Raw genomic sequence first — 24,037 nt, forward strand, 5'->3', positions numbered from 1 at the left:
GCCTCAGGCCGTTCTGACGATCCCGCCAGAGGCCGCCACCGGCCAGGGCGTCAGCCGCCCGCCCGCGCAGGGGCCGCCCTTGCATTCGCCGGTCAGCGGCTCGAACACCGCCCCGTGCCAGCCGCACAGGATCAGCGCGCCGTCCGGCGTCAGATAGCGGTCGATCTCCATGGCGATGGGAAAACCTGCGTGCGGGCAGCGATCGACCCAGCCCGCGACCTGACCGTCCTTCCTGACCACGAAGCCGTGAAAGAAGGCCTCGCCGATCTGCAGCACGAAGCCGCGCGAGCCGGGGTCGGCGATGTCGCTCTCGGCGCACAGCGCCACGCCAGGCGGCGTCTTCCAGACCCTTTTGCGCTCGGCCGGCGCTTCGGCGGCTTCAGACACGTTCGGCCTTCAGCGGCCGCGACAGCAGGCCGTCGATCAGACCATCGACATCGATTTCGCCGGCCAGCAGGGCGGCAACGCCTTCGGAGATCGGGATTTCCACACTCAGACGCGCGGCCAGTTCGCGAACCGCCGGCGCGCTCTCATAGCCTTCCGCCACCGACCGTTTGCCAGCCAAGGCCTGCTCGACCGTCTGTCCCTGCCCCAGGGCCAGACCCAGGCTCATGTTGCGCGATTGGGGGCTGGAGCAGGTCAGAACCAGGTCGCCCAGGCCGCACAGGCCCGCCACCGTCTCCGCCTGGCCGCCCATGGCGACGGCGAGGCGGGTCATTTCCGCAAAGCCGCGCGTGATCAGGGCGGCGTGGGCGCTGCGTCCCAACTGGCGCCCCTCGGAGATGCCGCAGGCGATGGCCAAGACGTTCTTCAGCGCCCCGCCCGCCTCGGCGCCCACCAGATCGGTCGCCAGATAGGGCCGGAAGCCCGGCGCCGACAGGGTGTTCAGCAGGGCCTCGCCCAGCGTCTGATCCGCACAGGCCAGGGTCACGGCGGTCGGCAGGCCGCGCGACACCTCGCCCGCGAAACTGGGACCAGACAGCACGGCGGCGGGGGCGTCCGGCAGGGTCTCGGCCAGCACCTCGGTCATCAGCTTCATCGTGCCGCGCTCGACGCCCTTGGAGCACAGCACCACCGGCACGCCGGCGCGATAGTGGGACGCAAACGCCGTCAGCGTCGCGCGCATATGCTGGGCCGGCGGCACGGCCAGGATCACGTCGCAGTCGCCCAGATCAGCCAGATCGGCGGTGAATTTCAGTTCGTCGGCCAGAGGCACGCCGGGCAGATAAAGGTCGTTGGCCCGCGTCGCCCGCATCGTCTCAACCAACTGCTGCTCGCGCGCCTGCAAGGTCGTGTCCAGTCCGGCCCGAACGCAGACCTGCGCCAGAGCCGTGCCCCAGGCGCCCGCGCCGATGACCCCTGCCGTGCGGAATTCCATACGCCCTCCCGAGGCGGTTTCGTTCGTCATGCTTTAGCGCCCTTGCGACCCGGCTTGTGCGAAGGATCAGACAGGGCGCGCGCTTCGTCCAGCGGCCATCGCGGCCGGGCGACCACGTCGATGTCGCTGGTCAGGCCCAGCGCCAGCCGTTCCGCCCCAGCCAGGGCGATCATCGCCGCATTGTCGGTGCAATAGGCCATGGGCGGCGCCAGGAAGTCGAAGCCATGTTTCGCCGCCGTCGCCTGCAAGGTCGCGCGGATGGTCTTGTTGGCCGCAACTCCGCCCGCGACGACGAAGAGTTTGTGGTCATGCGTCTCCGCATAGGCCGCCAAGGCCCGCTCCGACCGATCCGAAAGTTGGCGCGCGATGGCGTTTTGCACCGCGTCGGCCAGGTCCGCCTTGTCCTGCTCGGTCTCGCAGGTCTGAGCGATACGGAAGGCCGCCGTCTTCAGGCCTGAGAAGGAGAAATCGCAATCCTTGCGGCCCAAGAGGGCGCGCGGCAGATCGATCTTCGACCCGTCGCCCTGCATGGCCAACCGCTCCAGCGCCGGGCCGCCCGGATAACCCAGGCCCAAGGCCTTGGCGATCTTGTCGAAGGCCTCGCCCGCCGCGTCGTCAATGGTGGCCCCGATCCGGCTCATGTCGCCGACGCCGCGCACCTCCAGAAGCTGGCAATGGCCGCCCGACACCAGCAGCAGCAGGAAGGGATAGGCCACCTCAGCCCCCAGCCGGGCCGACACCGCATGCCCCTCAAGATGGTTGACCGCCACCAGCGGAAGACCGCGCGCGAGCGCCGCCGCCTTGCCGAAGCTGAGGCCCACCATGACCCCGCCGACCAGACCCGGCCCGGCGGTCGCCGCGATCCCGTCCAGCCCGTCATAGCCCATATCGGCCTCGGCCATCGCGCGGCGCGTGACCTCGGCGATCATCTCGACATGGCTGCGCGCCGCAATCTCGGGAACCACGCCGCCATAGGCCGCATGGTCGTCGATCTGGCTGTGAACGACCGAGGACAACACCTCCGCCCGACCACCCGTCAGGCGCACGACCGAGGCGGCGGTCTCGTCGCAACTGGTCTCCAGGCCCAGCACCGTCAGCGCATGACCAGGACGAGCGGGAACATCCCGTCCAGTTGCCGCATCGGTTCGGCTGCTATAGTCGGCGGACATCTCCATCGGGTCGAGGTAGCGACCCGGCGACCGGTGCGCAACGCTCATGACCTTTCCTCTCCGCATCGGCACCCGGCGCTCCAAGCTGGCGCTCGCCCAATCCGGCATGATGCAGCGCGCCATCGGCCGCGCCCTGAACGTGCCCGAGGCCGAGATCGAAACGGCCGTTCCTCTGGTCGAGATCGTCACCACCGGCGACCGCATCCAGGATCGCCGCCTGCTGGAAGTCGGCGGCAAGGCGCTGTTCACTAAGGAGATCGAAGAGGCCCTGCTGGCCGGCCGGATCGACATCGCCATCCATTCGATGAAGGACGTCCCCGCCGAACAGCCTGAGGGCCTGTGCATCGCCGCCATTCCTGAGCGCGAGGACGCCCGCGACGCCTTCATCAGCCGCGATTTCGACAGTTTCGACGCCCTGCCCTTCGGCGCGCGCCTGGGCACCGCCAGCCTGAGACGGCAAGCCCAGGCGCTTGCCCTGCGGCCGGACCTCAAGGTCGAGATGCTGCGCGGAAATATCGACACCCGCCTGCGCCGCGCGGCCGAGGGCGACTTCGACGCCATCCTTCTGGCCGTCTCGGGCATGACGCGCCTGGGCGTCACCGACCCTATCCGCGAGAAACTATCGCTGGACGCCTTCCTGCCGGCGCCGGGCCAGGGCGCCCTGGCGATCCAGACCCGCGCCGCCGACAGCAACTCAGACTGGGTCGCCGCCTTGAACCACCCTGAGACCGCCCTGTGCATCGCCGCCGAGCGCGGCGCCATGACGGCGCTGGAGGGGTCGTGCCGCACCGCCGTCGGCGCCTTTGCCCGCATCGAACACGACACCCTGCATCTGACCACCGAAATGCTCAGCCCGGACGGCTCCGCCCGCTGGCGCCGCGTCGGCGACCTTTTCCAACCGACCGAAGCCGACGCGCGCGCCTTGGGCCAACGCCTGGGCGGCGAGGTCCACGGCTCGGCCGGCGATCAGGAAGTCGATCCCGCGACCCTGGACGGATGAACGTCACACCAACACGCGTCTGGATCACCCGCGCCGAACCGGGCGCCGCGCGCACCGCCGCCCGTCTGCGCGACATGGGGTTCGAGCCGATCGTCACGCCCCTGCTGGCGATCAAACACCTGGCCCCGCCGGTTCCCGATCTGGCGTCGTTCGCCGCCTTGGCCTTCACCAGCATCAACGGCGTCGCCGCCTTCGCCCTCCTGACGCCCCGTCGCGACCTGCCGGTCTTCGCCGTGGGCGATGCGACCGCCCAGGCCGCCCATGACGCGGGGTTCAGAAATGTCCGCTCCGCTTCCGGCGACCTGCACGCCCTCGCCCGCTTGATCGCCAGCGCCATCTCCAACGCCGCCGTCCTGGTCCCTCAGGCCGAAGCCCCCGCCGGCGATTTCACCGCCGCCCTCACCGCCGCCGGCGCCCGCAATGTGTCGATCCAGTCGCTGACGGTCTATCGCGCCATCGAAATGCCAGCCGCGGCGCCCGCGCTGTTCGACGCCGTTCTGATCCACTCCCCCCGCGCCGGACAAGCGCTCGCCAAACGTGGTAACGACGCCCTGGCGCACGCGGTCCTCGCCTGCATCTCTCCCGCCGCCGCCGCCCCGCTCGTCGCGCTCGGCCTGACGCCCGTCATCGCAACATCGCCCGATGAGGCCTCCTTGCTCACGATCTTGAACGCGGCGCTTGGCAAGCGCGATCCGGCCGTATAAAGACCCCGTCTCGCGCGGACAGCTTCGTCCGTCGCAACCGGGCCGCTTTAGCTCAGCCGGTAGAGCACATCATTCGTAATGATGGGGTCAGGTGTTCGAGTCACCTAAGCGGCACCACTTCCCCGAGCGCGGTTCGCGCGGGAGGCGGCGTCTGGAGCGCCGAAATATATCCTCAAGGTTGAATCGTCACCTGTGGCGCACGTAGCAATCCCTAGCTGAGCAGCTTTGGCTTGACGGGATTGGTGTTTTGGGGCCATGGCGCCGCATTATCTATGCCCGCAGGCTGACATGAACGACGCAGTTGATCCCGTAGACATCGCCATCGGCGGACGCATCCGCACCCGTCGTGAGGAACTGCGCATCACCCAGGCGCAGTTGGCCGCCGGCGCTGGCGTGACCTTCCAGCAGATTCAGAAGTATGAGCGGGGCGTGAACCGCGTCTCGGCCGCCCGCCTGCTGCAGATCGCCTCGGTGCTGAAATCGACCGGCGCGGCCCTGCTGGGCGAACTGGAAACGGCCGAGGGCGACGAGCTGGCTTTGGCTGCCCCCGGCGTCGCCGAACTGCTGGCGGCCTTCCGCGGCATCAAGGACGCCGCTCAACGCGACGCCCTTCTGACCGTGGCCAAGGGCCTGCGCGGCTGATCAGGCCCGGTTGCTGGCGCTTTTCAGCAACTTCTCGACCTCATCGCGATGGTCGGCTCCGTCGAGAGCCGCGCGTGCCAGCCATGACTGGATGGCGTCCAGCGCACGCGCATCGCGACCGTCCGAGCGGCCGCCGTCGGACAGGCTCTGGCGGATGATCTCGATCATGCAGACCGCTTCGACGGCCGAGGTCGGGGCGTGATCGAGAAGCGTGGTTTCCGCCGCTTCCATCGGCGCCAAATCCAGTTCGACGAGCAGATTCTCGCCGCTGGCGGACAGCGATGACGATCCGACCTGTTTCGCCAGATTGGCCGTTTCCAGCCACGAGCGGAAAAGCGGCATGAAGGCGGGGGTGGTTTGGGTGTTCATGACATTCAGACTTTCTGTAGCGCCCGGATCGATCCGGGCGCTGACTTGGGACGGGCGTAGGGGGCGCACTGGGCCTCCCAGACGCCGAAGAGGGCGAGAAGCAGGAGCTCGAACCAGACGACCATTCGGGTCGATACGATCGACCACAGCAGAGCGTCGGAACCGGCGATGCCGGCCAGATGGGTCGAAACCGCGATGAGCTGGGCGCCGGCGGCTAGAAGCAGCCACCATCGGTCGTAACGGAGCGCCAGACCGACCAGCAGACAGAACATGGACACCGACAGGATCGCCACCCCCCACCGGAAATGCCCGATGAACAGGTGATCGACCAATGGCGTGCCCCAGTTGAGGACGAACAGTGCGACCAGGGCGATCCGCTCTGGCATACGACCCTTCCAGAGCAAAAGCGCCATGACGCCGTAGGTCAGGCACATCAGAAACAAGGACAGCGGCGACCCCATTCCGACGGTCGCGATCAAGCGGCGACGGCGAGAACCGGGGCGAACCCAGTGGGTTTGACAGTCTTGTCTTCGTGCGCCCCGTCCATATACCAGCCGACCTGATGGTCGTCGGCGACCTGGGCCAGTTCGCAGTGACTGGCGATCACGGCGCTACGAACCTCGGCCAGTTGGCTTAGGCCGCGCACCATATTGGCCAAGGCTTCCTGTCCGACTTCGGCCGCCAGACGCGCCTCGACCCGACCTTCCAACGCGGTCTGAACCAAGCGGCTGACTTCGATCATCGCCTGATCGACGGCGTATTCTGCGGTTCTGACCTGCCGCGCCACGCGGACGCCGACGTGCATGTTCTTCATTGGCTCACCTTCCTTTAAGCCGTTTGGTCAGCGCATTTCAGCGGGAGCAAGCCGGTCGAAAAGGGATGGAACCACCATGCCCGCCGTCACGATCCCGATGGCGAACACAAGGGCGATGGCGGCCCCGGCGACGATGATCCCCACTCTCGCCAGAGCGCCCCGAGGAGGCGCAGGCAGAAGCCAGGAAGTCGTTGGGTCGGAAACCGCATCGTCCGACTGTTCGGCCGACGTGGGATCATTGAGCGTATGGAGGCCGGTGTCGGGAATGAGTATCGACGCCTCTGAGTAGCCAATACTCAGTCGCCGGGCCGCCAGCTTGCGGTCCGAAACGCCCAGCTTGGCGTAGGCGCGATGCAGATGGTTGCCGACCGTGCGTGGCGAGATGCGCAGGCGCGCAGCGATTTCCTTGTCCTCCAGACCTTGGCCGGCCAGGCGGACGCATTCGCTCTCTCTCGTCGTCAGGCCGTCTCGCATGGGAACCCCCTTGGGGCCTGTTTAGCCTAAAATGAGGGGGAGTCAGCCGATATGCTTACGCCGCGAAGCAGTTTCTGCAGGTTGCGCGCCGCGTCAGATCACTTGAACATATAAGCATATCTTTATATGCCTGTCGGTCTGACACTGACAGGAGCCTCTCTTGGCCGCTCGTTCTTCCTTCCTCTTCACCTCGGAAAGCGTTTCCGAAGGCCACCCCGACAAGGTCGCGGACCGCATCTCGGACACCGTCGTGGACGCCTTCCTGGCCAAGGATCCCGAGGCGCGCGTGGCGTGCGAGACCTTGGTGACGACTCAGCGCATCGTGTTGGCCGGCGAGGTTCGCGCCACCCAGCCGGGCAACACCAAAGAACAGAACGAAGCCTTCACCCAGAGCATCATCGACAGCCTGGAGCCGCTGGTCCGCGCCGCGGTCAAGGACATCGGCTATGAGCAGGAGGGCTTCCACTGGGAGACGGCGGACTATTCCTGCTTCCTGCACGCCCAGTCGGCCGACATCGCCGTCGGCGTCGACTCGACCACCGAGAAGGACGAGGGCGCGGGCGATCAGGGCATCATGTTCGGCTATGCGTCGAACGAGACGCCCGAGCTGATGCCGGCCACCCTGCAGTACAGCCACAACATCCTGAAGCGCCTGGCCGAGGTTCGTCACGCCGGCGGCTCGCAGCTTGAGCCCGACGCCAAGAGCCAGGTCACGATCGAATACGAGGACGGCAAGCCGGTCCGCGCCACCTCGATCGTCCTGTCGACCCAGCACGCCAAGGGTCTGAGCTCCGAACAGGTCGCCGAGATCGTCAAACCCTATATCCTCGAAGTGCTGCCGGAAGGCTTCACCGACGAGAACACCGTCTGGCACATCAACCCGACCGGCATCTTCGAGATCGGCGGACCGGACGGCGACGCCGGCCTGACCGGCCGTAAGATCATCGTCGACACCTACGGCGGCGCGGCGCCCCACGGCGGCGGCGCCTTCTCGGGCAAGGACCCGACCAAGGTGGACCGTTCGGCCGCCTACGCCTGCCGCTATCTGGCCAAGAACGTCGTCGCCGCCGGCCTGGCCGACCGCTGCACGATCCAGATCTCCTACGCCATCGGCGTGGCCAAGCCCCAGTCGATCCACGTCGATCTGCACGGCACCGGCAAGATTTCCGAAGCGGTGTTGGAAGACAAGATTCTGGACCTGATCGGCGGCGCCACGCCGCGTGCGATCCGCCAGCACCTGGGCCTGAACAAGCCCATCTATGCCCGCACGACCGCCTATGGCCATTTCGGCCGCGAGCCGGATGCGGACGGCGGTTTCAGCTGGGAAAAGACTGATCTGGTCGATCAGCTGAAGGCCTTGGCCTAGGCCTTCAAGCGGCCTGATCGATGGTCAGGCCGCGCACGCCCGCCACATTGGCGTCGGTCAGGTCGGCCTGACGGGTCTGGGCGCCGTGCAATGTCGCACGACCCAGATCGGCGCCGGCCAGGACGGCGCGCTTCAAGTCGGCGCCCGACAGGTCCGCGCCGCGGAGCACGGCGCCAGTAAGATCGGCAGGCATCAGCCGGTCGGCGGCGATCAGAAGCGGGCCCAGTTGCGCCTCGCGCATGTCCGCTCCGTTCAGTCTCGCGCCTCGCAGGCGCGCGCCGCGCAGGTCGGCGCGCCGCAGTTTGGCTGAGCGCAGGTCGGCGTTGTCGAGCTGGGCGCCCTGCAACTGCACCCCCTCCATATCCAGGCCGTAGAAGACCGCGCCCTTGGCCGACAATGCGGTCAGGTTCAGGCCGGTGATCGACTTCAGCGGACGCAGGTCGACGCCGTTGAAGACCGAAGGCTGCCCCTCGGCTCCACCAGTCTCGCACCAGCGCGCATGTTCGCGCAGCATCTCGGCGGCGGGCATCTTTTCCACGGACTCGCAGGACGATTTGTTGTCGGTCAGGGCGCCCTGCATATCGGCGCCGTCGGCGCGCCACATGGTCGTCTTGCAGCCCACGAGGATGGCGTCGCGCAGGTCCGCGCCCGACAGGTCCGCCCCTGACAGATCGGCGCCGGCGAGGTCGGCGCCGCGGAAATCCGCCTGTTTCAGATTGGCCCGCACAAGCTTGCAGTCCTTCATCACCGCGCCGGAGAAGTCGGCCTTCACGGCGATGACGCCGGCCATTTTGGAGCGTTGAAGATTGGCGCCGGCCAGGCAGGCGCCGCTGGCCTCGGTCTCGTCGCGGTGGCGCGGTTCGATGACCTTGAAGCCTAATCTGGCGTCGGCGGCCGCGATGGTGCCCTCGCGCAGGTCGGCCTCGAACAGATCGGCCCCCGACAGGTCCGCCCCGCGCAGGCAGGCGCCGCGCAGGTCGGAGCGGCGCAGGCTGGCTTCGGCCAGGATCGCGTCCTGCATGTCCGCGCCGAAGAAGTTGGCGTTATCCAGCTTGGCCCCGGTCAGGTCGCAGCCTTCCAGACAGGCGGCGGCGAAATCGGCGTCGGCCAGATTGCGGCCCTTCAGGCTGAGGCCCGACAGGTCCATCCAGGCGAAGACGGCGCGCGCGCCGCCGGGTCGGGCCTGGAACAGCCGGTCGTGCCGGGCGCAGATGACGTCCAGCTCCGCCTGCGTCAGGCGCTTTCTCACGAGGGGTTCAGCGGCGAGGGCCATCGGGGCACATTACGCGCCCTGACTTAAGAAACCTTTGAACGGCGAAGCCGTCTCAGGCGGTCAGCAGCCCCTGGGCCTGAAGGGCCTCGGCCAGTTCCCCCGGCCCGGTCCACAGCCGGGTATAACCGGCTTCGCCCAGCCGCTTCAGCTCGGTGACCAGATCGGCCTTGGGCGAGGCGACGAACCGGCCGTCGAAGCCGGCGCCGTCCTCGCTGATGCGCACCATCGGGCGGCCGGTTTCCAACCGATGCAGGAAACCTTCGCACAGGGCCGCGCCCTCTTCGCACATCAGCCCGGTTTCCACGGTCAGCCCTTGCGCGCGCAGGCGCTCGGTGCCGCGTCCGGCCGCAAACGGCGACGGGTCCATACAGGCGATTACGACCCGCGCCACGCCCGCCTCGGTCAGGAAGTGGGCGCAGGACTTTCGGCCCGACGACCGGGCGCCGCAGGGTTCCAGCGTGACATAGACGGTCGAGCCGACGACGTCCGCGCCGGCGGCGGGCACGGCCTGCTCCTCGGCATGGGGACGACCGCCCGGTGCGGTGGCGGCCTGGGCGATGACCCGGCCGTCCTTGACGATGACGCAGCCGACCGCCGGGTTGGGCCAGGTCTCGCCCATGCGGCCGGTCGCCAGGGCGATCGCCTGGGCCATGAAGGCCTGGTCGGCTTCGCTCCAGCTCATGATGCGGTCGGCAATGTCTCGGCGCGAGCGGCGTCGAGGTAGCGGGCTGCGGTCGGCTTCAGATTCGCGTCGAGATCGATCTCCAGCGGATTTCCCGTGGGGATTTCGACGCCGACGATCTCATCGTCCGGCACGCCGAACAGCAGTTTGACGATGGCGCGCAGGGAGTTTCCGTGGGCGGCGATCAGCACGTCCCCGCCCGCCTTCAGGCGCGGCGCAATCTCGGCGTCCCAATAGGGCTTCACCCGGTCCAGCGTGGTCTTCAGGCTTTCGGTGTCGGGTATGGCCTTGCCGGCGTAGCGGGGGTCGGCGTTGAAATCGAACTCGCCGCCCGGCGCCAGCGGGGGTGGCGGCACATCATAGCTGCGGCGCCAAATCTTGACCTGGTCCTCGCCGTGCTTCTGCGCCGTCTCGGCCTTGTTCAGACCCGTCAGACCGCCGTAGTGGCGCTCGTTCAGCCGCCAGTCCTCGATCACCGGCACATCGGTCAGGCCCGCCGACTGCAACGCCAAGGCGCCGGTGCGCTGGGCGCGCGTCAGGACCGAGGTGAACATCACCGCCGGCTTGAACCCGGCCTCGGCGATCAGTTCGCCGCCGCGACGCGCCTGGGCCTCGCCCTCAGCCGTCAGATCGACGTCGACCCAGCCGGTGAAGCGGTTCTCGAGGTTCCACTGGCTCTGGCCGTGGCGGAGCAGGATCAGGCGCGGCATTCGGTCGGTCCTTCGAAATACGGCCTTTCGGGGTAGGACGCCCTCCGAAGTCGGTCAAGGCTCGCGGGCCTCGCCATCGCTTGTCGCGCCGCGCAGGTCGGGGTAACGATCGGATCGATGTCCGACCGTCTTTTCTTTCCCCTGGCGCTCGCCGCCGCCGTCATGATGATCGCGCTGGCGACCGTCTGGCCCTGATCCGTTAGAAGAGGATCTTGCGCAGATTGATGCGGAAGACGCGCCCCTGCGGGTCCAGATAGTCGCGCTGATAGTTGACCGGCCTCTGACCGTCGCTGCTGGTCACCGAGACGCGGTCGTCAAAGATGTTCTGAACGCCGAAGCCGATCCGCGTGCCCTTCAGGAACGGGAAGCGTTCGACCCATGACGTGCGTTGGGTCAAATCGGCGAAGGCGAACAGATTGACCGTGGTCCGTCCCGAGAAGTCCAGATCGGGCGAGCCCAGCGCGTCGCCGTTGACCGTCGTGCCCGAGCGCCAGTTGGCGTTGACGAAGGCGCCCACGCCGTTTCTGGACAGGCCGGTCTGAAGCTGAACCTCATGGCGCGACTGACCGCCCGAGCCGGAGATGGAATCGCCGTCCAGCAGGTCCAGCGGCGCCAGACCGTCGCGAATGGTGACCTCGTCCTGGACACGCCAGGTGTGGGTCAGCGACAGGTTGAAGATGCCTTGGCCAGGCTGCATTCCCGATCCCCGCCCGCCGCGCATCCGCCCGCCTCCGCCGGGGCCGCCCGGGCCTCCCATCATCATCATGCCGCCGCCGCCCGGACCGCCACCAGGACCGCCGCGTCCGCCCGGACCCCGACCGCCCGCGGCCGCGGGGTTGGGCTTGCCGAACGGGCGCGAGAAGTTGAAGCCCCACTGAACGTCCTGCTGCTCGCGCTTGAAGAAGTTCAGCGGACGGGCGTCGATGGACACCAGATTGCCGTCCGCATCGCGAACGAACCGATCCGGCAGGGCCGCTTCCAGATCCGGAGTGATGGCTGGGAAGCTGGAGATTTCGTTGTCCGCCTCGGTGCGGGTGTAGGCCAGGTTCAGGCGGAAATCCTTGTCCGACACCGGCTGCCAATTCATGCCCAGCTTCAGGATGCGCCGATCCTCGGCCTGCAGATTGGGATCGCCGCCGGTGATGCGGTTGATCTCGACGGTCTGGCCGGTGCGGAAGTCGAAGACCGGCGTATTCGGCGTCCCCACCGTCGGGTCGTTCAACTGCTGGACCGTCGGGGCCTTGCCCTCGTCGGAATAGTTGGCCGAGAAGGACAGCCGCTCGACCGGCGACCAGTTCAGCCCGGCCCCGACCGAAGATACGCCGCCGAAGTCTGACAGTTCTTGGTAAGCCAGGTTCAGATTGGCCGACAGGTCGCCGATCTTGGGTAGGACGCCGCGCTCGACGTTGGAGATCGGCAGGTCGAAGTTGGCCTGGACGCTGCCCGAGTTGCGCGACTGCGACCGATCCACGGCCACGCCCGATCGCAGGCTCTCGGAATCCAGTGATTGATAACCGGCCCCCACCTTGAAGGTCGAGGTGATGTCGCCGGCCGGCAGCTCATAGGGACGCCCGTTCAGCACCAGTTCCGCCGTCGCCGTCTGGGCCACCGAGTTGGCGGTGTCGCGCGGCCTCACCACAGCCCGGTCGGTCAGGTCGCCGAACGGATTGACCGTCAGATCGCCCTCGATCAGATCCTGCAGCGCATCCGCATCGACGCCACGCCCCGTCGTGGTGTCGGTCTCGACACGGCTGTATTCGCCCGTCGCCGTCCAGCGCCAATCGCCGACATAGCCGTCGAACACCGTGCCCAGCTCAGCGGTACGGGTATCGGTCTTGCGCGTCAGGGCGCCGGGCAGGTCCAGATAGCTGAACAGGTTCACGTCCTGGCCGGTCGGCGAGAACGGATTGGTCCCCGGCACGGTCAGCTGAACATTGGGCAGGCCTTGGTAGCTGAAGCTGTTGGAGTCCTCCACGCTGCCGCTCAGCGTCATGCCGACCTTGTCGTTCAGGTCGTGCTTGTAAGTCCCCGACACCGACAGCTCGTCCGTCTTGGGCAGCAGGGTGCGATAGGCGTTGGCCAGTTCGCTGTCGCCGCCCGCCGTCGTGCTGCGGTCGATGTCGCGCTCGGTCTCGAACAGGGTGTTGGAGGTCGTGCCGTTGATATCGACTGACCAACGGTCGGACCCGGCGATGCGCAGGACGTTATTCTCGCTGGCGGTGGTCGTGCGACCGCCCTGCTCTGGCCGGCTGACGTTGACCGAGGCGGTCAGGGACTTGAAGTCCGCCTTCAGCACGATGTTCACCACCCGCTGATTGGCGCTGTAGCCATAGGACAGCGCGGTCTCTTCCGGCAGGACGTCGAACCGGTCGATGGCCTCGGGCGGAATCCCGCGGATCTCGCGGAAGCCCGAGATACGCCGCCCGTTGACCAGGAAGACCGGAGACCCGCCGCGCGCGCTGCGGGTCTGGGCCTCCAGCAGGGTGATCAGTTCGCCGATATTGGTCGCGCCGAACGCCTGGATCTGGGCGGTATCGTAGGAGACGATCGGTTCCTGCCCGCCCAGGGCCACCCCGCGCCGCGCCGCCGTCACTTCCACGTCCGGCAGAACGACCGTCGGCTCGTCCTGCTGGACCTGCGCCTGGGCTTCGACAGGTTGAGCCTCGGTGGTTTGGGCCTGAACAGGCTGGACGACACCGGCGGCGGGGGCCAGCGCAAGCAGGAGAAGCGCGGTCTGGGTCATGGAACGACGATCCGGGAGATGATTTCAGCCCTTGTCAGGACGCGACAAACATGGCCGTAAAACGACACAATTCATGAACAAAGTGAAAGCGTTGCGTACTTTCAACACGACGCAAAAACCTGCGACGGAAAGTCCGCTAAAGCGCGTTAAAGCCTGTTGGGTTGCGTTCCGAAGGTAACGCGCAAGGCGCGCTCAAACTGACGTCTTGGCCCAACCTCGGAGTCCAGCGATGAAGACTCCGCGTTGACCGCCTCCGGGCTTTCGGCTATAGGCCCGCCCTCTTGAGATTTCCGCGCCGTGGACGTGTGCTCCGCGGCGTTTTCCGTTCGAAGGTTTGACATGGCCAACAACCCCGGCGCCCGCAAGGCGATCCGCAAGATCGAAGCGCGTACCGAAGTGAACAAGGCGCGCCGCTCGCGCGTCCGCACCTATCTGCGCAAGTTCCAGGAAGCTCTGGCCGGCGGCGACGCCGCCGTCGCCAAGACCGCCTTCATCGAGGCTCAGTCCGAGCTGATGCGCGCCGTCTCCAAGGGCGTCGTTCACAAGAACACCGGCTCGCGCAAGGTCTCGCGCCTGGCCGCCCAGCTGAAGAAGCTGTCGGCCGCCTGAGCCAAAATTAATCCAGCAGCGGACGGAGCAGCTGTCGCTGTTTCGTTGTGGGATTGTAAAGCAATATCAACGGCGAAGGCGCGCAAGCTCCTTCGCCGTTTTGCGTTGTGTCGCTAACTGTCAAAATCGAACACACTGATCGTCGAGCCATGATCCGGCCGAAATTCCAAGCGGTGTCAGGGTTTGGCGGAGTCAAACAATTTAACTGCGAATCGACCAACGAATCAGCGTTGACCCACCCGGCTCGCGGCGTAAGTTTTGGCCTCTAACGCACTTCCATCCCAGCACGGATGAAGACGGCGCGAGGCCTATGTTTCGCGTCGGCGGGAGATGTCTGTTCAGAGGTTAGACCCCGTCCGAAAAGCATCGCTTTTCGGCGCAGGAGAAGTCGTCCCTGAACCATCGCCCTGAAGCGCGGAAGGTCGGAATGGTTCTTCTAAGGTGGGCGGGCAAAGATGGTTGGGGGCGCAACGGCGATGGCAGGCGGAACGAAGACGTCGGGACTGACGGATCCGGACCGCATCTGGAGCGAGGCGTCCGTGCGCCTGCGCGCTGAAATCGGTGATGGCCCGTTCTCCTCCTATATCGCCCCGTCTGCCGTCCGCCTGGACAACGCCGGCCATCTGATCCTGGTCACCCCGACCGCCTATGCCCGCGACTGGGTGCGCAAGAACGCCCTGCGTCGCATGAACGAGCTGTGGCTGGGCCTGGACGGCCTGTCGCGCCGCCTCGAGGTGCGTTGCCGCGCCGAAGTGGGTTCGGCCCCGCCGGCCTCGGCCGTGATGCCGGGCAATGTGGTGGACGCCGCCCCGCGCCTGGCCGCCTTCGCCGCCACGCCGCAGATGGCGCCCGCCGCCCCGATCAGCGCCGACGGCGCCCGCGCCGTACGCGCCGCCGGTCTGCAGGATCGCCTGACGTTCGACAGCTTCGTCGAGGGCCAGGGCAACGCCTTCGCCCTGGCCATCGCCAAACAGGTGGCCAGCTGGGCCGACGGACACTTCAACCCCGTCTTCTTCTGCGGCCCCTATGGCTACGGCAAGACGCACCTGCTGAACGCCATCGCCTGGGAGGCCCAGCGTCTGCGGCCAGAGGCCAAGGTCGTCTATCTGACCGCCGAACGTTTTCTGTCCACCTTCGTCAAGGCGATGCAGGACCGCTCGACCGCCGCCTTCAAGGAAAGCCTGCGCTCGGCCGACATGCTGCTGCTGGACGACGTCCAGTTCGTGGGCGGCAAGACCTCGACCCAGGAAGAGCTGCTCTCGACCCTGACCGCTCTGATCGAGGACGGCAAACGCATCGTCTTCTCGGCCGACCGTGCGCCCATGGCCCTGACCGAGGTCGAGCCGCGCCTGCGCAGCCACCTCGCCGCCGGCCTGACCTGCCCGGTCGAGGCGGGCGACCGCGAGCTGAAGATCGCCGTGGCCCAGAACCGTCTGAAGGCCCTGTCGGCCCTGGGCGTCGTCCAGGGCGAGGCCAACCCGGAGGTCCTGGCCCAGCTGGTGGACCGCACCCCCGGCTCGATGCGCGAGCTTGAGGGCGCCGTGAACACTTTGGCCGCCGCTGCGGGCGCGCGCCTGTCGTCGGTGTCGGTCGACGAAGCCTCGACCCTTTTGGGCATGGCCATGCGCGGCGGTCCTGAGCGTCGCATCACCGTGGACGAGATTCAGAAGACGGTCGCCGACCACTTCAACATGAAACAGGCCGACCTGCTGAGCGAGCGCCGCACCCGTTCGGTCGCCCGCCCGCGCCAGATCGCCATGTATCTGTGCAAGCAGCACACGACCCGCTCCTACCCCGACATCGGGCGTCGGTTCGGCGGACGCGACCACACCACGGTCCTGCACGGCGTGCGCAAGATTGAGGAGCTGATGCCGCAGGACGATCAGATCGCCCGCGACGTCGAGGCCCTGACACGCAAGCTGCGGGGCTGAAGCTGTGGAGCAGCGGGTCTGACCCGTTGCTCCCGCCGCGCAATCCGCTAGTGTCCCAGGTCACTTAACCGCAGCCGCCTTGCGAGTCGGCCGCGCCGGGCGAGACGACATGCAGCTGACCATCGAACGATCCGCGCTCCTGAAGGCCCTGGGCCACGTGCAGAGTGTCGTCGAACGTCGAAACACCATTCCGATCCTGTCCAACGTCCTGCTGAGCGCGGGCCGCGACCGGCTGGCCTTCGCCGCCACCGATCTGGATATGGAGATGGTGGACGAGGCCGAGGCTCAGGTTCAGGTCGAGGGTCAGATCACGGCCCCCGCCCACACCCTGTACGAAATCGTGCGCAAGCTGCCGGAAGGCGCCGAGGTCTCGCTGCTCTATTCGGGCGACGATCCACGCCTGGTCGTCTCGGCCGGCCGGTCGCGCTTCAACCTGCCGGTCCTGCCGGCGGGCGACTTCCCCGTCATGTCCACCGACAGCGCCGGCGCCTCCTATGTCTTGCCCAAGGAAGACCTGGCCCGCCTGATCGACAAGACCCGGTTCGCGGTCTCGACCGAGGAAACGCGCTACTATCTGAACGGCCTTTATCTGCACACGGTCGCCGAGGCCGGCATTCCGCTGTTGCGCGCCGTCGCCACCGACGGCCACCGACTGGCCCTGGCTGAGACCCCAGCTCCTGAAGGCGCGGCCGGCGGCCCCGGCGTCATCGTGCCGCGCAAGACCGTGGATCAGGTCCGTCGCCTGCTGGACGACGCCGGCGGCCCGGTCGAGGTCACCGTCTCGGCCCAGAAGATCCGCTTCCAGATGGGCGAGGCGTCCCTGACGTCCAAGGTCATCGACGGCGCCTTCCCCGACTATCTGCGCGTCATCCCGCGCGGCAACGACAAACAGGCTGACATCGACAACGCCCTGTTCGCCAAGGCCGTCGACCGCGTCGCCACCATCTCGGCCGAGAAGAGCCGTTCGGTGAAGCTGGCCTTCGATAACGACCGGGTGAAGCTGACCGTGCGCAACATGGAAGCCGGCCAGGCCGAGGAAGAGGTCGAGATCGGCTATTCCGATGAACCGTTCGAAATCGGCTTCAACGCCCGCTATCTGCTGGACGTCGCCGGCCAGATCACCGGCGAAAACGCCGCCTTCCGCTTCGCCGACCCGGCCTCGCCGACCCTGGTGCTCGATCCGGGCGATCCGGGCGTTCAGTATGTGCTGATGCCCCTGCGGGTGTAATCCTGCCTCACCCGCGTTAGAGAGCGAGCGTGATCCGCTCCCTCACCCTCACCGACTTCCGCTCCTATGCAGGGGCGCGGCTGGAGATGACCTCCGGGCCTGTCGTGCTGCATGGGCCGAACGGGGCGGGAAAGACCAATCTCTTGGAGGCGATCAGCCTGTTGACCCCCGGCAAGGGGCTGCGGGGCGCCACCGCCGCCGAGATGGGGCGGCGCGAGCCGGGCGAGGCGACCGGACGCGCCTGGGCCGTCATGGTCGAACTGGACGACGAGACGCGGCTGGGCACCGGCGTTCAGGCGGCGGGCGCCGCGCGGCGCATCGTGCGGATCGATGGCGAGACGGCGCAGCCGGGGCGGCTGCTCGACTACCTGCGTCCCGTCTGGGCCACGCCGGAACAGGACCGCCTGTTTTCGGACGCGCGCGCCGAGCGGCTGAAGTTCTTCGACCGGCTGGTCTTCGCCGCCGACCCCGACCACGCCGCCAGCGTCTCCGCCTATGAGAAAGCCCTGCGCGAGCGGCTGCGCCTGCTGAACGACGCTCAGGACGGTCGCGAGGCCGACCCGGTCTGGCTGGACGCCCTGGAGGTTCGGCTGGGCGAGGCCGGAGCCCGCGCCGCCCTCGCCCGCGTCGCCGCCCTGCACGCGCTTCAGGCCGCCATCGACGCCCGCAGCGACCGCCCCTTCCCCCAGGCCGACCTGGGTCTGGACGGCGCCGCCGAACAGATGGTCGAAGCGGGCGCCGAGGAGGACGAGATCGCCGCCGCCATCCGCGACGGCCTGGCCAAGGCCCGCGCCCGCGACGGCGCCGCCGGACGTTCCCTGTTCGGGCCGCATCGCACCGACCTGACCGCGCTTCACCGCGAGAAACAGCGCCCCGCCGCCGAGGGCTCTTCAGGCGAGCAGAAGGCCCTGGTCCTGAACCTGATTTTGGCGCAGATCGCGCGGCTTTCCGATCACGCTGCGCGCCCGATCCTGCTGCTTGACGAAGCCCCCGCCCACCTCGACGAGGCGCGCCGCACCGCCCTGTTCGACGAGATCACGGCGCTGGATCTGCAGGCCTTCATGACCGGGACCGAACGCGACCTGTTCGCCGGTCTGGAAGGCCGCGCCCAGTTCGTCCGCGTGGCCGGCGGCGCGCTGGAAACCGACTAGGCTCCAATCGCGGAATTCCTCGCTTTTTCGCCGGAATTTCCTATATGTTGCGGGCTTCGGCGCGGTGCGATCCCGCCGTCGATTCGAGCGCCGGGTCCGGCGCTCCATCCCCGTCCCGGTCGGGACTTCAGAGCCAATGACTTCATGACCGATCCGATTGCCGACCTGCCCGAATACGGCGCCGATTCCATCAAGGTTCTCAAAGGCCTGGACGCCGTGCGCAAACGCCCCGGCATGTATATCGGCGACACCGACGACGGCTCGGGCCTGCACCACATGGTCTATGAAGTGGTCGATAACGCCATCGACGAGGCCCTGGCCGGCCACGCCGACCTGGTCCAGGTCATCCTGAACAGCGATGGCTCGGTCACCGTGACCGACAACGGCCGCGGCATTCCCACCGGCATCCACGAGGGCGAAGGCGTCTCGGCGGCCGAGGTCATCATGACCCAGTTGCACGCCGGCGGTAAGTTCGACCAGAACTCCTACAAGGTGTCCGGCGGTCTGCACGGCGTGGGCGTGTCCGTGGTCAACGCCCTGTCCGACTGGCTGGAGCTGAAGATCTATCGCGACGGCAAGGCGCACCAGATGCGCTTCGAGCGCGGCGACACGGTCAAGTCGCTGGAAGTCACCGGCGACGCCCCCATTCGCGAGGACACCGGCAAGCCGCTGAGCGGCACCGAGGTCACCTTCTTCCCGTCCGTCACGACCTTCAGCCACATCGACTTCGACCTGAAGACGCTGGAACACCGTCTGCGCGAACTGGCCTTCCTGAACTCGGGCGTGGTCATCAAGCTGGCCGACCAGCGCCACGCCGAGCCGGTCGAGATGATCCTGCACTACGAGGGCGGGGTCGAAGCCTTCGTGCGCCACCTCGACAAGTCCAAGACGCCGATCCTGAAGGACGTCATCGTCATTCGCGGCAAGAAGGAAGGGATCGAACTGGATCTCGCCCTGTGGTGGAACGACAGCTACCACGAGACCATGCTGTGCTTCACCAACAACATCCCCCAGCGGGATGGAGGCACCCACCTGTCGGCCTTCCGCGCCAGCCTGACCCGCGTCATGGGCGGCTATATCGAGAGCTCGGGCGCCGGCAAGAAGGAGAAGGTTTCCGTCACCGGCGAGGACGCGCGCGAGGGTCTGACCTGCGTCCTGTCGGTCAAGGTGCCGGATCCCAAGTTCAGCTCCCAGACCAAGGACAAGCTGGTCTCCTCCGAAGTGCGTCCGGCCGTCGAAAGCCTGTGCTCGGAAGGCCTGTCGACCTGGTTCGAAGAGCATCCGGTCGAGGCCAAACAGATCGTGGCCAAGATCATCGAGGCCGCCTCGGCGCGTGAGGCCGCCCGCAAGGCCCGCGACCTGACCCGGCGCAAGTCCGCGCTGGAAATCTCGAGCCTGCCGGGCAAGTTGGCCGACTGTCAGGAGCGCGATCCCGCCAAGTCCGAACTGTTCATCGTCGAGGGCGATTCCGCCGGCGGCTCGGCCAAACAGGCGCGCAACCGCGAGAACCAGGCTGTCCTGCCCCTGCGCGGCAAGATCCTGAACGTCGAACGCGCGCGCTTTGACCGGATGCTGTCGTCGGATCTGATCGGCACGCTGATCCTGGCGCTCGGCACCGGCATCGGCCGCGACGACTTCAACGCCGACAAGCTGCGCTACCACAAGATCATCCTGATGGCGGACGCCGACGTCGACGGCGCCCACATTCGCACCCTGCTGCTGACCTTCTTCTATCGCCAGATGCCCGAGCTGATCACGCGCGGCCACGTCTATATCGCCCAGCCGCCGCTTTATAAGGTCTCCAAGGGCAAGCAGTCGCGCTACCTGAAGGATCAGGCCGAGATGGACGCCTATCTGATCGAGGAAGGCTCGTCAGAGGCCGAGCTGGACCTGTCCACCGGCGAGCGTCGCCTGGGTCTGGACCTGCAATCCCTAGTGCGCGAGGCCAAGGCCTTCAGCGCCGGCGTCGATCGCCTCAGCCAGCGCGCCCCCGCCTTCGCCATCGAACAGGCGGCGCTCGCCGGTCTGTTCGCCGAGCATTCGGACATGGCGACCGCCTCAGCCGCCGCCGCCGTGCGCCTGAACCTCTATGCCGAAGAGGGCGATGGCGAGTGGACGGGCGCGCCGGGCGAACAGGGCGCCGTAGTCTTCACCCGCACCCGTCGCGCGGTGCAGGAGACGATCGTGCTCGAAGAGACCCTGATCCGTTCGCTGGACGCCCGTCGTCTGGCCGAACGCGCCGGCGCCTTCGACGGCGTCTTCACTGCCCCCGCCACCTACCGCCGCAAGGACAAGTCCACGACCATTCGCGGTCCGCTGGACCTGCTGTCCGCCGTGCTGGACGCCGGCAAGAAGGGCCTGTCGATCCAGCGCTACAAGGGCCTGGGCGAGATGAACCCCGAGCAGCTGTGGGAGACGACGCTGGACGTCAACGCCCGCACTTTGCTGCAGGTCTCGGTCGAGCACGAGGAAGACGCCAACGACCTGTTCGCCAAACTGATGGGCGACGTGGTCGAACCCCGGCGCGAGTTCATCCAGGACAACGCCCTGGACGCCGCCGTCGACGTCTGATGGCGAAAGGGGCGCGGCCTACTGGCCGCGCCCACCCGCGATGAAGGCCTGGATGGTGGGAAACGCCGCAGTCTGGGGCCGCATGTCCTCGCAGGCGAAGGATTTGATGGCACCATAGATGCCGCCGGCCGGCGTCGCTTCCCACGGCGTGTCCTCGGAATAGCGATCGGTTTCCGCCCCGTCCGCGCCATAGGTCACCGTCGCGCCCGAACGCGACTGGCCGTCCGAACACCGCACCATGACCTCCTCGGTTTCATGGCTGAGATTGGTCGCCTCGCCACGCGCAGGCACCCGCGCCATCCGCGTCGTCGCCACGCCGTCCACCGGCGTCAGCGCATCGACATCCACCAGATAGACGGTGGCGTCGCTGCGTGAAAACGCAGCCCAGCTTTCGGCTGCTGATGGCGATGCGATCGCCGCCATCGCCAGGATCGCCGCCACGCCGATTGTTCTGATCATCCTCTTCCCTCCCCAGGCAAGGCGACCATTTCATACCCGCGCGCGCGAGAATTCAATCTCTCCCGACGGCCCCGAACGCGTTTTCGATCAGGGCCGATCGCGAGACGGCAGGGCCTCGATCTCTGCGGTCGTCAGCTTCTTTATGATCCGCACGCGGCACGGTTGAGGGCCCGTCGCTGGGGTGAGCAAGGCGGCCTGATCGCCGGGACACAGGCGGCTGGATCCGGCCACCGGTTCCAGCGCGATCGACAGAGCGCGGGTCATGTCGCGACAGAAGGGGGTTTCGATCTGGAACATCCCGGCGTCGGCCGTGCGGACATACAGGGTCTGGTCGTTCGGCGCCGTGAAGTTGCGCACCAGATTGGGCCGGAAGCACTGGCCGGCGTCGGCGCGGCTGGCCGTCGCCACGCCCGGCGATGGCGCACAGGCTGACAAGGCGAGGAGGGCCGCCGACGACAGGATAAGACGATGCACATTCAACTCCTGAACAAGCCCCGCTTCATCCTGCGCGCGTAGGCGGCGACGATGCAAGGGCGTCCGTCAGAACCGCAGACCGACGGGGCGACACGCGCGCCGCCAGATCGCGCAGCAGCGGCGAGGGCTGACCAAGGATGAGGGCGGCGATATGCTCGCCCAGCAAGGGCGCGACGCAAAAGCCGCGCGACCCCAGACCGCCGAGCACATAGAGGCCGTCATCGAGAGGGCCCGCCACAGGCAGGCGATCCGGCGTGGTGGCGCGGATCGCGGCGCGGCTCTGGATTGGCCCAGCCGCCGCGATGCGCTTGGCCAACTCTGGCAGGCGCGCTTCCAGGTTCGCCAGATTTCGCGCGCTGTCGTCCCCGCGCGGCGCCGTGTCGGTGTCGCCCCGATCATGGGTCGCGCCGAACAGTACCCCTTGGCCCGTCGGAGCCGCATAGCCGCCCCAGGCCATGGGGTGGACGGTCACGTCCCCGTCGATCCAGTCTGCCTGGCCCCGAACGGGCGACAGGCGCGGCGTCTGGTCGAACCCGTTCAGCAGGGCGGCCAATCCCCAGCCGGCGGCGAGAACCACCGCATCGGCCTCGCCCGTCACGACGTCGTCGTCGCCGATCAGCCGCCAGCAGCCGTCGGCGCGCTCCAGCCGTGTCACGGGCTCAGAGTGCATCTCCGCGTCGGCCAGCCAGTTCGAGAGCACCGCCGCAGGGCGCACCGCGAATGCCCCCTTCATCAGCAGACCGCCCTGCCCCGTCGCTTCGCCGGCGACGGCTGACGCCTCCCCGTCGTCCAGCACCGACATTTCATCGTCATTCCAGATCGGCTGACGAGCGATCTTTTCAAACCGGGCGGCATCGCGCGGCGCCTGGGGCAGTTGCAACACGCCATGGCCCGTCACGGCGTCCGGGATCGCGGCGTAGAGATGCCGCGCCCGCTCCAGCGCCTGGGCGTGCAGGGCGGCGATGCCGTGGTCGCCAGCATCAAGACGCGGCGTAACCAGGGCCGCCGGAAAGCCCGAGCCGCCCGCGCCGGGGCGCTCGCCCTCGAACACCATCGCCCGGACGCCCTGCGCCTTCAGGGCCCGCACCACCGATGCGCCGGCGATGCCCGCGCCGATTACCACGACGCGGGGCGGCGGCGATGGTTCGAAAACCGAGGGGAGATGGGCCTCAAGACGCTCGCGCTTGCGGCCATGACCGGGGCGCTTCTCGACGACGAACCCCTGCTCGGCTAGGCCCCGGCGGACGGCCCCCGCGACGGTGAAGGTGGCCAGGCGCGCGCCCGGCGCCGAGCGCTTGGCGATCAAGGCCATCACTTCGGGCGACCACATGCCCGGGTTCAGCGCAGGCGAGAAACCGTCCAGAAACCAGGCGTCCGCCGATCCCGACCACTGCTCCAGCGCCCAGGCCGCATCGCCCACCGCCAGGTCCAGCACGGCGTTGAAATCCGGCAGGTCCACCCGGTGAAAGCCCGGCGTCGCGGCCGGCCAGTTTGCGATCAAGGCCTCGGTCGCCTCCGTCAGTTCGGGCCAGGCGCCCAGCGCCCGCGCCGCTTCCGCCGCCGTCAACGGAAACCCCTCGATAGAGAAGATGTTGAGCCGCCCGCCCTCGGGCCGGGTCCGTCGCCATAGATCCAGCAGGGCGGCGATGTTCAACCCCGTGCCGAACCCCAGCTCGGCCACCGTAAAATGGTCCCGACCGGTCCAGCCGTCCGGCAGGCCGCAACCGTCCAGAAACACCGCCTGCGTTTCGGCCAGGCCGTCGTCTCGCGAAAAATAGACGTCGCCGAACCGGCCGGAGCGCGGCTCGCCCTCTTCGGTCCAGGTCAGCAGGGGCGAGGCGTCGTCATCAGGCGTCATCGCGCGGCTCTAGCACCTTCGTCGCCGACATGAAAAAGGCCGCCCCGGTCGGAGCGGCCTCTTCGGTCTTTGGTTGCGACGCGGCCTAGTGGGCGGCCGACGGACCATGCGCAGGTTCGGCCGGCGCGACAGGCGCCGGCGCGGCGGCGGAGGCATCGGCGCCCTGCATCGTCGTGGCGGCCTGGGCGGCGGTGTCTTCCTGAATGGCCTGATTGGCCGCCGCTTCGGCGTCCTTGGCCGCCTGATCGACGGTCAGGGCGGCTTCTTCGGCGCTGCCGGCGGCCTCGACCGCATCGGTGGCCGGCGCCTCGGCCTTTTCTTCCGGGGCCTTGCTGCAGGCGGCCAGGACCAGGAGCGCGGCGGATGCGGCGACGAGGGCTTTGATACGCATGAAGATGTCTCCGAAGCTAGCGAGACCGGAACGTCTCTTGG

General features: G+C 67.7%; 24 protein-coding genes and 1 tRNA gene. 10 read left to right on the top strand and 15 right to left on the bottom strand.

The features are described from left to right. Positions 1-3 precede the first annotated feature (3 nt). The 3 genes from HNP47_RS10690 to tsaD are packed head-to-tail and all read right to left on the bottom strand — an operon-like array spanning position 4 to position 2,595. The gene (locus HNP47_RS10690) at positions 4-387 is read right to left on the bottom strand and encodes a Rieske (2Fe-2S) protein (RefSeq protein ID WP_066554261.1); all 384 of its coding nucleotides are present in this window, start codon (positions 385-387) and stop codon (positions 4-6) included. After that, positions 380-1,378 (bottom strand): NAD(P)H-dependent glycerol-3-phosphate dehydrogenase, encoded by a 999-nt coding sequence (locus HNP47_RS10695; protein ID WP_184279743.1) that lies wholly within the window; start codon positions 1,376-1,378, stop codon positions 380-382. Before HNP47_RS10695 ends, HNP47_RS10690 begins: the two co-directional genes overlap by 8 nt. Before the next feature lie 26 nt (positions 1,379-1,404). After that, positions 1,405-2,595 carry a tRNA (adenosine(37)-N6)-threonylcarbamoyltransferase complex transferase subunit TsaD gene (gene tsaD, locus HNP47_RS10700; RefSeq protein WP_260394789.1) on the bottom strand — a complete coding sequence of 397 codons (1,191 nt, stop codon included), beginning with the start codon at positions 2,593-2,595 and terminating at the stop codon, positions 1,405-1,407. Here tsaD and hemC point away from each other — a divergent pair. The 4 genes from hemC (at position 2,594) to HNP47_RS10720 (ending at position 4,893) form a co-directional block, all read left to right on the top strand. Continuing rightward, complete coding sequence (gene hemC, locus HNP47_RS10705; RefSeq protein ID WP_184279539.1) at positions 2,594-3,547, top strand: hydroxymethylbilane synthase; 954 nt, start codon at positions 2,594-2,596, stop codon at positions 3,545-3,547. The genes tsaD and hemC overlap by 2 nt on opposite strands. Continuing rightward, a complete protein-coding gene (locus tag HNP47_RS10710; RefSeq protein ID WP_184279540.1) occupies positions 3,544-4,251 on the top strand; it encodes a uroporphyrinogen-III synthase in 708 nt (235 codons plus the stop codon). The genes hemC and HNP47_RS10710 overlap by 4 nt, the downstream gene beginning before the upstream one ends. 41 nt (positions 4,252-4,292) lie before the next feature. Further along, positions 4,293-4,368 (top strand) — tRNA-Thr (locus tag HNP47_RS10715). 171 nt (positions 4,369-4,539) lie between these two features. Continuing rightward, positions 4,540-4,893, top strand: coding sequence for a helix-turn-helix domain-containing protein (locus HNP47_RS10720; protein WP_039246365.1), 354 nt, complete (start codon positions 4,540-4,542; stop codon positions 4,891-4,893). Here the strand turns inward: HNP47_RS10720 and HNP47_RS10725 are convergent, their stop codons facing one another. The 4 genes from HNP47_RS10725 to HNP47_RS10740 are packed head-to-tail and all read right to left on the bottom strand — an operon-like array spanning position 4,894 to position 6,550. Then, entirely contained in the window at positions 4,894-5,262 is a 369-nt protein-coding gene (locus HNP47_RS10725) for a hypothetical protein (protein WP_184279541.1), read from the bottom strand. 5 nt (positions 5,263-5,267) lie between these two features. Further along, positions 5,268-5,723, bottom strand: coding sequence for a hypothetical protein (locus HNP47_RS10730; protein WP_184279542.1), 456 nt, complete (start codon positions 5,721-5,723; stop codon positions 5,268-5,270). Between the two features lie 14 nt (positions 5,724-5,737). Further along, a complete protein-coding gene (locus HNP47_RS10735) occupies positions 5,738-6,076 on the bottom strand; it encodes a hypothetical protein (RefSeq protein WP_184279543.1) in 339 nt (112 codons plus the stop codon). A gap of 27 nt (positions 6,077-6,103) precedes the next feature. Beyond that, positions 6,104-6,550 (bottom strand): helix-turn-helix transcriptional regulator, encoded by a 447-nt coding sequence (locus HNP47_RS10740; RefSeq protein WP_184279544.1) that lies wholly within the window; start codon positions 6,548-6,550, stop codon positions 6,104-6,106. A 160-nt stretch (positions 6,551-6,710) separates the two neighbouring features. Here HNP47_RS10740 and metK point away from each other — a divergent pair, with 160 nt between their 5' ends. Further along, positions 6,711-7,916 (top strand): methionine adenosyltransferase, encoded by a 1,206-nt coding sequence (gene metK / locus HNP47_RS10745; RefSeq protein WP_184279545.1) that lies wholly within the window; start codon positions 6,711-6,713, stop codon positions 7,914-7,916. Positions 7,917-7,920: 4 nt separating this feature from the next. On the opposite strand, the gene HNP47_RS10750 is transcribed toward metK, so the two are convergent. The 4 genes from HNP47_RS10750 to HNP47_RS10765 form a co-directional block, all read right to left on the bottom strand. After that, on the bottom strand, positions 7,921-9,189 hold the full coding sequence (locus HNP47_RS10750; protein WP_184279546.1) for a pentapeptide repeat-containing protein: 1,269 nt from the start codon (positions 9,187-9,189) through the stop codon (positions 7,921-7,923). Between the two features lie 52 nt (positions 9,190-9,241). Next, the gene (locus HNP47_RS10755; protein ID WP_184279547.1) at positions 9,242-9,871 is read right to left on the bottom strand and encodes a bifunctional diaminohydroxyphosphoribosylaminopyrimidine deaminase/5-amino-6-(5-phosphoribosylamino)uracil reductase RibD; all 630 of its coding nucleotides are present in this window, start codon (positions 9,869-9,871) and stop codon (positions 9,242-9,244) included. Then, positions 9,868-10,581, bottom strand: coding sequence for a 2,3-diphosphoglycerate-dependent phosphoglycerate mutase (gpmA, locus tag HNP47_RS10760; RefSeq protein ID WP_184279548.1), 714 nt, complete (start codon positions 10,579-10,581; stop codon positions 9,868-9,870). The genes HNP47_RS10755 and gpmA overlap by 4 nt, the downstream gene beginning before the upstream one ends. A 199-nt stretch (positions 10,582-10,780) precedes the next feature. Next, on the bottom strand, positions 10,781-13,324 hold the full coding sequence (locus HNP47_RS10765; protein WP_184279549.1) for a TonB-dependent siderophore receptor: 2,544 nt from the start codon (positions 13,322-13,324) through the stop codon (positions 10,781-10,783). A 339-nt stretch (positions 13,325-13,663) separates the two neighbouring features. Between HNP47_RS10765 and rpsT the strand changes: the two genes are divergently transcribed. From rpsT to gyrB, 5 genes are all read left to right on the top strand, one after another. Continuing rightward, positions 13,664-13,933, top strand: coding sequence for a 30S ribosomal protein S20 (rpsT, locus tag HNP47_RS10770; RefSeq protein ID WP_017505938.1), 270 nt, complete (start codon positions 13,664-13,666; stop codon positions 13,931-13,933). Between the two features lie 455 nt (positions 13,934-14,388). Further along, complete coding sequence (dnaA, locus tag HNP47_RS10775) at positions 14,389-15,864, top strand: chromosomal replication initiator protein DnaA (protein WP_370458459.1); 1,476 nt, start codon at positions 14,389-14,391, stop codon at positions 15,862-15,864. A gap of 109 nt (positions 15,865-15,973) precedes the next feature. Further along, positions 15,974-17,092, top strand: coding sequence for a DNA polymerase III subunit beta (dnaN, locus tag HNP47_RS10780; protein WP_165113673.1), 1,119 nt, complete (start codon positions 15,974-15,976; stop codon positions 17,090-17,092). Between the two features lie 29 nt (positions 17,093-17,121). Then, on the top strand, positions 17,122-18,243 hold the full coding sequence (recF, locus tag HNP47_RS10785; protein WP_184279550.1) for a DNA replication/repair protein RecF: 1,122 nt from the start codon (positions 17,122-17,124) through the stop codon (positions 18,241-18,243). A 144-nt stretch (positions 18,244-18,387) separates the two neighbouring features. After that, on the top strand, positions 18,388-20,814 hold the full coding sequence (gyrB, locus tag HNP47_RS10790; protein WP_184279551.1) for a DNA topoisomerase (ATP-hydrolyzing) subunit B: 2,427 nt from the start codon (positions 18,388-18,390) through the stop codon (positions 20,812-20,814). Between the two features lie 18 nt (positions 20,815-20,832). Here gyrB and HNP47_RS10795 read toward each other — a convergent pair whose 3' ends face one another. The 4 genes from HNP47_RS10795 to HNP47_RS10810 all read right to left on the bottom strand — a co-directional run bounded on the left by HNP47_RS10795 (position 20,833) and on the right by HNP47_RS10810 (position 23,996). Beyond that, the gene (locus tag HNP47_RS10795; RefSeq protein ID WP_184279552.1) at positions 20,833-21,273 is read right to left on the bottom strand and encodes a hypothetical protein; all 441 of its coding nucleotides are present in this window, start codon (positions 21,271-21,273) and stop codon (positions 20,833-20,835) included. Positions 21,274-21,360: 87 nt separating this feature from the next. Further along, a complete protein-coding gene (locus tag HNP47_RS10800) occupies positions 21,361-21,747 on the bottom strand; it encodes a DUF6491 family protein (RefSeq protein WP_184279553.1) in 387 nt (128 codons plus the stop codon). A 25-nt stretch (positions 21,748-21,772) separates the two neighbouring features. Then, the gene (gene mnmC, locus HNP47_RS10805) at positions 21,773-23,605 is read right to left on the bottom strand and encodes an FAD-dependent 5-carboxymethylaminomethyl-2-thiouridine(34) oxidoreductase MnmC (protein WP_184279554.1); all 1,833 of its coding nucleotides are present in this window, start codon (positions 23,603-23,605) and stop codon (positions 21,773-21,775) included. 85 nt (positions 23,606-23,690) lie between these two features. Beyond that, a complete protein-coding gene (locus HNP47_RS10810; RefSeq protein ID WP_184279555.1) occupies positions 23,691-23,996 on the bottom strand; it encodes a hypothetical protein in 306 nt (101 codons plus the stop codon). Between the last annotated feature and the right edge of the window lie 41 nt (positions 23,997-24,037).

Origin of the sequence: Brevundimonas vesicularis (assembly GCF_014204545.1) — a bacterium.
GTDB lineage: Bacteria > Pseudomonadota > Alphaproteobacteria > Caulobacterales > Caulobacteraceae > Brevundimonas > Brevundimonas vesicularis_B.

Bases quoted from the DNA above. Each gene is read 5' to 3' on its own strand.
- HNP47_RS10695 (WP_184279743.1), bottom strand. From the start codon at position 1,378: ATGGAATTCCGCACGGCAGGGGTCATCGGCGCGGGCGCCTGGGGCACG.
- hemC (WP_184279539.1), top strand. From the start codon at position 2,594: ATGACCTTTCCTCTCCGCATCGGCACCCGGCGCTCCAAGCTGGCGCTC.
- tsaD (WP_260394789.1), bottom strand. From the start codon at position 2,595: ATGAGCGTTGCGCACCGGTCGCCGGGTCGCTACCTCGACCCGATGGAG.
- HNP47_RS10710 (WP_184279540.1), top strand. From the start codon at position 3,544: ATGAACGTCACACCAACACGCGTCTGGATCACCCGCGCCGAACCGGGC.
- HNP47_RS10720 (WP_039246365.1), top strand. From the start codon at position 4,540: ATGAACGACGCAGTTGATCCCGTAGACATCGCCATCGGCGGACGCATC.
- HNP47_RS10725 (WP_184279541.1), bottom strand. From the start codon at position 5,262: ATGAACACCCAAACCACCCCCGCCTTCATGCCGCTTTTCCGCTCGTGG.
- HNP47_RS10730 (WP_184279542.1), bottom strand. From the start codon at position 5,723: ATGGGGTCGCCGCTGTCCTTGTTTCTGATGTGCCTGACCTACGGCGTC.
- HNP47_RS10735 (WP_184279543.1), bottom strand. From the start codon at position 6,076: ATGAAGAACATGCACGTCGGCGTCCGCGTGGCGCGGCAGGTCAGAACC.
- HNP47_RS10740 (WP_184279544.1), bottom strand. From the start codon at position 6,550: ATGCGAGACGGCCTGACGACGAGAGAGAGCGAATGCGTCCGCCTGGCC.
- HNP47_RS10750 (WP_184279546.1), bottom strand. From the start codon at position 9,189: ATGGCCCTCGCCGCTGAACCCCTCGTGAGAAAGCGCCTGACGCAGGCG.
- HNP47_RS10755 (WP_184279547.1), bottom strand. From the start codon at position 9,871: ATGAGCTGGAGCGAAGCCGACCAGGCCTTCATGGCCCAGGCGATCGCC.
- gpmA (WP_184279548.1), bottom strand. From the start codon at position 10,581: ATGCCGCGCCTGATCCTGCTCCGCCACGGCCAGAGCCAGTGGAACCTC.
- HNP47_RS10765 (WP_184279549.1), bottom strand. From the start codon at position 13,324: ATGACCCAGACCGCGCTTCTCCTGCTTGCGCTGGCCCCCGCCGCCGGT.
- rpsT (WP_017505938.1), top strand. From the start codon at position 13,664: ATGGCCAACAACCCCGGCGCCCGCAAGGCGATCCGCAAGATCGAAGCG.
- dnaA (WP_370458459.1), top strand. From the start codon at position 14,389: ATGGTTGGGGGCGCAACGGCGATGGCAGGCGGAACGAAGACGTCGGGA.
- dnaN (WP_165113673.1), top strand. From the start codon at position 15,974: ATGCAGCTGACCATCGAACGATCCGCGCTCCTGAAGGCCCTGGGCCAC.
- gyrB (WP_184279551.1), top strand. From the start codon at position 18,388: ATGACCGATCCGATTGCCGACCTGCCCGAATACGGCGCCGATTCCATC.
- HNP47_RS10795 (WP_184279552.1), bottom strand. From the start codon at position 21,273: ATGATCAGAACAATCGGCGTGGCGGCGATCCTGGCGATGGCGGCGATC.
- mnmC (WP_184279554.1), bottom strand. From the start codon at position 23,605: ATGACGCCTGATGACGACGCCTCGCCCCTGCTGACCTGGACCGAAGAG.
- HNP47_RS10810 (WP_184279555.1), bottom strand. From the start codon at position 23,996: ATGCGTATCAAAGCCCTCGTCGCCGCATCCGCCGCGCTCCTGGTCCTG.